This is a genomic window from Clostridium sp. 1001270J_160509_D11 (genome assembly GCF_015667935.1).
Classification (GTDB): domain Bacteria; phylum Bacillota; class Clostridia; order Peptostreptococcales; family Peptostreptococcaceae; genus Intestinibacter.
Genome location: NZ_JADPET010000147.1, coordinates 1 through 7,278, shown reverse-complemented (window position 1 = coordinate 7,278; position 7,278 = coordinate 1). Strand labels below are relative to the sequence as shown.

At 27.0% G+C, this 7,278-nt stretch carries 6 protein-coding genes; 5 read left to right on the top strand and 1 reads right to left on the bottom strand.

What is annotated here, in order from left to right:
* The first annotated feature begins 293 nt into the window (after positions 1–293).
* The 5 genes from I4U58_RS11680 to I4U58_RS11660 all read left to right on the top strand — a co-directional run bounded on the left by I4U58_RS11680 (position 294) and on the right by I4U58_RS11660 (position 5,987).
* Positions 294–875, top strand: coding sequence for an ethanolamine ammonia-lyase reactivating factor EutA (locus I4U58_RS11680; protein ID WP_195931522.1), 582 nt, complete (start codon positions 294–296; stop codon positions 873–875).
* 219 nt (positions 876–1,094) lie between these two features.
* Complete coding sequence (locus I4U58_RS11675) at positions 1,095–1,604, top strand: VanZ family protein (protein WP_195931521.1); 510 nt, start codon at positions 1,095–1,097, stop codon at positions 1,602–1,604.
* A gap of 31 nt (positions 1,605–1,635) precedes the next feature.
* A complete protein-coding gene (locus I4U58_RS11670; protein ID WP_195931520.1) occupies positions 1,636–3,177 on the top strand; it encodes an ASKHA domain-containing protein in 1,542 nt (513 codons plus the stop codon).
* Between the two features lie 96 nt (positions 3,178–3,273).
* Positions 3,274–5,493 carry an LTA synthase family protein gene (locus tag I4U58_RS11665; protein ID WP_195931519.1) on the top strand — a complete coding sequence of 740 codons (2,220 nt, stop codon included), beginning with the start codon at positions 3,274–3,276 and terminating at the stop codon, positions 5,491–5,493.
* A gap of 29 nt (positions 5,494–5,522) precedes the next feature.
* The gene (locus tag I4U58_RS11660) at positions 5,523–5,987 is read left to right on the top strand and encodes a S24/S26 family peptidase (protein ID WP_195931518.1); all 465 of its coding nucleotides are present in this window, start codon (positions 5,523–5,525) and stop codon (positions 5,985–5,987) included.
* Between the two features lie 231 nt (positions 5,988–6,218).
* Here I4U58_RS11660 and I4U58_RS11655 read toward each other — a convergent pair whose 3' ends face one another.
* Positions 6,219–7,181 carry a metallophosphoesterase gene (locus I4U58_RS11655; protein ID WP_195931517.1) on the bottom strand — a complete coding sequence of 321 codons (963 nt, stop codon included), beginning with the start codon at positions 7,179–7,181 and terminating at the stop codon, positions 6,219–6,221.
* Positions 7,182–7,278 lie beyond the last annotated feature (97 nt).

Genomic DNA, 7,278 nt, shown 5'->3' with positions numbered 1-7,278 from the left:
AAAGGTTAAAAAATCTAAGTTTAAAAATAAGATGAAGGCCAAAAAATTTAAGTTCAAATTCAAGGGCGAGTAGTATAAATAGAGAAGATTTATATAGCATATTGTATACATAAAAGAAAAATATTATAAAATAATAAGACTATAAAATTGACATAATTTCAAAAATTAACTAAGATAAAAGCATAAAATAAAAGAGTTATAATGTTTATATTTTAAAATTAAGTTCTAAATTAGTATTGCAATGGGGCATCTTAGTATTTTAGGATGTCTATTTATGTTTAGGGGGAAAAATTATGAATAACAAGTTTGTCAGTATAGTTATTGATAAGGAAGAAGGTTCAAGATTTCTTGTATCAGATGACAGAAGTATAGATACTGTAGATTTATCAAATGACAAACAGACTTCTATTGCCAGAATTAACATAAAAGACGATATTACTACTGTTTGTCGTTATGAAAATGGGGAATCTAAAGGAACTATAAGTCTTAATATTGGAAAAGAACAAGTCAAAATTGACTCAAGTAGCAATAAAATTACTTATGTAGATAACAATATTAGAGATTTAGCTAGACTATATAGCATAGATCTCAATGAAGGGGAAACTACAGATGTAGAAAAAATAAGAGGACTTTGCAAAATATTAGCAGATATAATGATTACAACAATCCATCTGAGTGATTACTCTTGGGGATTTTCAAAAATTGTCATAAACGGTAGAAAATCTTTTGAAGAAGATTTTTCACCAAGTATAATAATATTTACTGGAATAGCAGCAAAATATATTTTTAATAAAAATGAAAAAAATGTATTTGAAGATGGAAATATAGGCATGTTACTCTGCCAAGAAATAAATAACTATAGCAAAAATACATGAAAATTAAAAAATCTATAGTTAGATAAATTTCTTGAAATAATTAAATTATAAAAATAAATGAAAACTGAGAATTTTACCATTGGAAATTCTCAGTTTTTTTAGTATATAGAAGTTTTGTTTATTTTTAGTTAAAAATAGATGATATAATAATTATTATCATTGTATAGAAAATAAAAGTTTTACTTATACAATAAAAATCAGTATTTGAAAGGTGAAAAAATGAAGAAAAAAGGGAAAATAATTACTTTAACTATACTTGTTTTTTGTTGGATGGCATTTATATTTAGTATGTCAGCTAAAAATTCTACACAATCTTCTAATATAAGTGGAGGATTTACTTACAATATACTTAGTATGTTTTTTTCTCAATTTAGATCAATTGATAAAGTAACACAAGACAGCATAGTAGAAGGGTTACAATTTATAGTAAGAAAAGGAGCACATTTTACAGCATATGCGATATTAGGGGGACTTTGTTTTGCAAACTTAAGATCATTAAATAAGTTTAAATTAAAAAGCAATTTTTTAATAGCTCTTGTAATATCAGCTTTATATGCTGCATCTGATGAACTACATCAGTATTTTGTACCGGGGCGTTCGTGCGAATTTAGAGATGTTATGATTGATAGCTGTGGGGCTCTAACTGGTATAATTGTAGTTATTATTTTTAGTAAGATAATACAAAAATTAAATAAAATAAAAAGGGATAAAAATCAAGATATAATCTAGATAATAAATATATAAACAGGGGATGAAGTATATGAAAGCACTAAGTGAAAAAGTTTTTTTAAAACTAGATATGCCAAATAGCAAAGATATAAAAAGTGATAGAGATAGGATTTTAGATAAGTTAAAAATCAAATATAAAAATGTAGATATGCCTTATAAAATAACAAAAGACTTATATCCAAAGTGTAGAGAATCTAATTTTGAAATAACTGTAACTTTAGTAAAACGCACTTATGATTGGGTTGTCACAAGGATTGAACAAGGTGATAAAACAGACAAAAATTACGGTTTATGTGTAGATTTGGGAAGTACAACTGTAATTATGAGATTAGTAGACTTAAACACAGGCGATATAGTAGTAGAAGAGGGCTGTTTTAATAAACAGATTTCGTTTGGAGAAGATATTTTAAATAGAATATTTTATACTAGAAATTCTAAAGAAAAATTATACGAAATTCACAAGGCTACAATATATACTTTTTCAGAGCTTATATATATAATTACTGAAAAAAGTAAAATAAATAGCGAAGATATCAGCGTTATGACAGTTGCAGGTAATACTACTATGATACATTTTTTATTAAATATAGATCCATGGACAATTTTTCAAATGCCTTATACACCAATATTTAATCATACTGGATTTATAAGTTGTGATGAAATTGGAATACCTATAAATGGGTATCTATATTGCTTTCCATCAGTAGCAAATTATCTAGGTGGCGATATTGTAAGTGGTGTATTGTTTACAGAAATATATAAACAAAAAGAACTTTCAGCATTTATAGATATAGGGACAAATGGAGAGCTAGTTATAGGAAATGAGGAGTTTTTAGTTGCTGTTGCAGGAGCAGCAGGCCCAGCATTAGAAGGCGGTATAAGCAAGTTTGGGATGAGGGCGAAAGAAGGAGCAATCGACACAATTAAAATTGTAGACAATAATATAAAATATACAACTATAGAAAATAAAAAGCCTTTAGGAATATGTGGCTCAGGAATAGTTGATTTATTGTCAGAGATGTTTTTAAATGGATGGATAGATTTTTCGGGCGAGTTAAAAGAAAATGCCTCAAAAAACATAATAAAAGTAAACTCACAATTAGCTGTAGAATATGCAACTAAAGAAGAAAGTGAAAATCATGAATCTTTAATATTTACTCAAAGCGATATAAATCAATTTTTAAAGACAAAATCAGCAGCTCATACTATGGTAGCTTTTTTATTAGAAGAAGTTGGACTTACATTAAACGATTTGGATAAGTTCTATGTGGCAGGTGCTTTTGGCGTACATTTAGATATAGAATCTGCTGTTACAATAGGGATGTATCCTGATTTACCTAGAGAAAAATTTGAATGCCCAGGTAATTCATCACTTAAAGGAGCATATAAGTTACTTACGGATAGAAACTTACTCTCAGAAATAGATGATATTGTTGAAAAGATAAATTATATCGGCTTAGAAGATGCAAAGGATTTTATAGAAAAAATGAGAGCTGCTAGCTTTTTACCACATACAAATATAGATAATTATCCAACTGTAAAGCAAAAATTACTTGAAAGAGGATTGTTATAATATATAACACTTTTATTTTTTAAGTAAAATATTTGAGATGGTAGAATTTAGTGCTAAAATATTAATGTAAAAAATGAGGATATAAGGGGAAATGCGATGAAATTTTTCAAATTTGATAAAGCCAAGTTTAAACCAAACAAAAGCTCGATGAAAGAATTAATATACTTGGTCTATATATCTTTTATTATTTTTATAATTACAGAAGTTGTGTCGGCAATGGGGACGACAAGTTTTGGTTATATACAAAATAGTACGATATGTATAGGAGTAGGAATACTTTTAAGTATACTTTTTTTGACATTATTTGTATTTAAAAAAGATAAAAGAAATTATTATATAGGCGGATTTGTATTATTTTTAATTATGACACCATTGATTAAGTATATATGGGATAAGTTTTATGTATTTTTAGATATACCTTCAGACAAGATATGGTGTTTAATATTAGATTATTTAATTATTTTATTATTGTTAAGTCCATTAATTTTACTAAAGAAAAAAGTATTTTATACTGTATTAATGAGTTCTATTTTAATGATTTTATCGCTTTGCAATTATTTTGTATCAATATTTAGAGGGATACCTCTTGCATATAGTGATATTTATTGTATAAATGATGGTTTATCATTGGCAAAAGATTTTTTAGGACAGAATAAATTAATATTTATAGTAATTATAGTGGCAATGCTTTTAGCTTTTATTGTATTTTTATTTATGAAAGACAAAAGAGAAGTTAGAATTACAAGTTATACAAATATAATTATTTTATTAGTTTTAATAGGAGGTACATACTCATATTATATAAATCTTGTTAATAGCAAGACCTTGATATACTACAGTGCAAATATGGTTAAAACATATAGATATAATGGATATGTATACTCAACATTAGAGTCGGGACTTAGATTTATAAGATTTAAACCAGATAATTATAATCAAGAAAGTATTGTAGCGATAAGAAAAGAAGTCGATTCAAAAACTCAAACTAATAAAGAGACAGCTGTAGCAAGTAGCAAATTGACAAAAATAAGCGACAATTCATCAAATAAACCAAATATACTATTTGTTCAGCTAGAAGGATTTATGGACCCTATGTCGATTGATAAAGTTATGTATAGTAAAGATCCAATACCTAATTTTAGAAAACTACAGAAAAATGGTATTTCAGGAAAGATGAAGACGCCTTCTATTGGAGGGGGAACAGCTAGGACAGAATTTGAAGTAATGACAGGATTAGACTTAGAATTTTTAACAGATGGGGAAGTGCCGCACTACACTATTTTAGGACATGAAACTTTAAATTCAGTAGCATCAACACTAAAAAAACAAGGTTATTCGACACATGCAATCCATAATAATCAAGGTAATTTCTACAATAGAAATAAGGCGTACAGTTCGCTTGGATATGATACATATACATCTGTTGAATATATGGACAATGTTGAGAGAACTGAAACTAATTGGGCAAAAGATACAGTGCTCACAAAATATATAAAAGAATGTTTAGAATCAAGTAAAGAAAGGGATTTAGTATTCACAATATCTGTTGAAGGACATAGTCCTTATCCGACAAATTCAGATATATACAATTTCCCTATTAAAGTAGTAAATAGCAGTCTTTCAAAATCAGATCAAAATCAAATATACTACTATATAAATAAAATTCATGAAAGTGATGAATTTATAGGTGATGTTATAGACTTGGTTGATTCTTTAGATGAAGATACAATCGTTGTATTTTATGGGGATCATACACCTGCACTAGATTTATTAAATAGAGATGGAGGAAATGTGGACAGAACTACTACACCATATGCTATTTACAGTAATTTTGATTTAAATACTGATTTTAAAGGTGGGGATATAAGTGCTTATCAAATGAGTACAATAATGCTTTCTTTAGCAGGAGTTGATTTAGGACCTATGGAAAATGTCCACAAATCACTGAGTTCAAAACAAGACTATAAAAAAGATTTAGAACTTATACAATATGATATATTGTTTGGAGAAGATTATTATTTAAATGAAGATGAAAAAATTAAACCTAGCAATTTAAAAATGGGCACAAAAGATATAAAAATTGAAAGTGCAGTATTACAAGATAATCAAATCTGTATAAAAGGGAAAAATTTCACGAGAAAGAGTACTGTATTTATTGATGGAAAAGAGAAAAGTACTATGTATGTAGATAAAAATACACTTAGAGTGTATTGCGGGGAAGATAATACAAAAGATATAAAAAATATCGTGGTTAAACAAATTGGGCTACACAATATTCCATTAAGTACTACAAATACAGTTAAGTTAAGTGAGTAATTATTATAAGGATTAAAGGGAAATGTTTTATGAATAAAAATACTTCATATAATGAAAAAGATATAGTTCCTATAATGGAAGAGGTTATAAAAAGTGGAGGTAGCTGTAAACTCAGAGTAACAGGTTATAGCATGAATCCGACATTGAGACACTTAAAAGATAGTGTAGTATTAGTAAGTCCACAAAAGAGAAAGCCACTAAAAAATGAGATAGTTTTTATAAAAAGAGATTCACGAAAACACGTACTCCATAGAATAAGAAAAATAATAGATAATGATTGTTTTATAATGAATGGAGATGCACAACAGTGGACAGAAGTAGTTAGATTTGATCAAGTAATTGGAGTAGTGGAATCTTTTTATAGAGACGAAAAATTAATTTCATGCGATAATAAAAAATATAAAATATATATGAGGTTATGGGTATTATTAAAACCTATTAGACCACTATTTTTTAAAAGTAGAAACTTAATTAAAAAGATTATAAAAAGATAATAAAAAAGAGATGTGATTAATTTTAAATAATGGCTATGTTTTAATACAATGTTGAAATTTAATACTATTTAAACAATAAAAAGATGGCATATAATGCCATCTTTTTATTCGCTAAATATTTCGTACATCCGCATAAAACCTTCGGATATTAATAGTTTACTTTCATTACCTTTTTGTAATTGAAAACCTCTGCCGAATTGCTCAACAGTATAACCTTCTGATTGTTTAATTTTATTTAGATTTTAACGTGATTAAATTAAGCTCAGGGCTATTATTTATCCTCATAAATTTAGTATTGCCTAGCCCAGTGCTCACAAATAGTTGAGTATTTCCAACTTCATAAAGCCCTTTATTGTATTTTGGGAAAAACTTTCTTGCAGGGTCCAAAAGACCTTTATTGAAGAATCTTATTATTCCTCCATGAACATGACCAGAAAAAACTAAATCAAATTCGTAGTCTTTTAGGGTTTGTGCTCCAGTTGGATTATGGCTAAGTAATATATTAAACTTATTTTTATCTACTGTATTTAAAAAGTCTAAGTCTTTATCACCTTTAGGTATATTGCCTTTAGCATATTCATCTAAAAAGTAATAATATATTCCATATACATTTATAGATTGGTTTCCCCTTTGTATTGTAGTATAAGTATTATCGACAAATTTAACGCCTAAATTAGATAATTTGTTGATATATCTATTGTAAGCATTATCTTTATATCTATTTCTCAGGCTCCAATCCTTACCGTTGAAGATAGAATCAATACCTTCTTCATGATTTCCAGTAGAGTAGATGATTTCATATTTTTGTGAAAGATTTTTTAGAAGTTGAAAACCTGGCAAACTTTCCTCATCAAAATCTCGATTGTATGTATTATCTTCTTTTTTTAATTCTGAAGAAGAAAACATATCGCCTGTCACAAAGATAACATCTGGTGACAATTTATCTATAGTAGATATTAAAGTTTTATTATCTTTATCAAATTCCATAGAGTGTAAATCGGTTATCTGTAGAATTTTATAGTCTTGGAAATTTGACGGCAATTTAGAAAAATACAAATCCTTTTTATCTACTATGAAAGATTGATTTATATTTATATTTTTATTGATAAAATATGCAGTATATCCTGTTATAGAAATTAAAATTGTTATTAGCAAAATACTTGTATGTTTTTTATATTGTTTAATAGTTTTCATAAATACCCCTTAGATTTTAAATTTATTTGTATTTCACAAATTTAGGAAATTAAATCTCAGTACTTATTATAACATATAGAATATTTTAATTTTATTA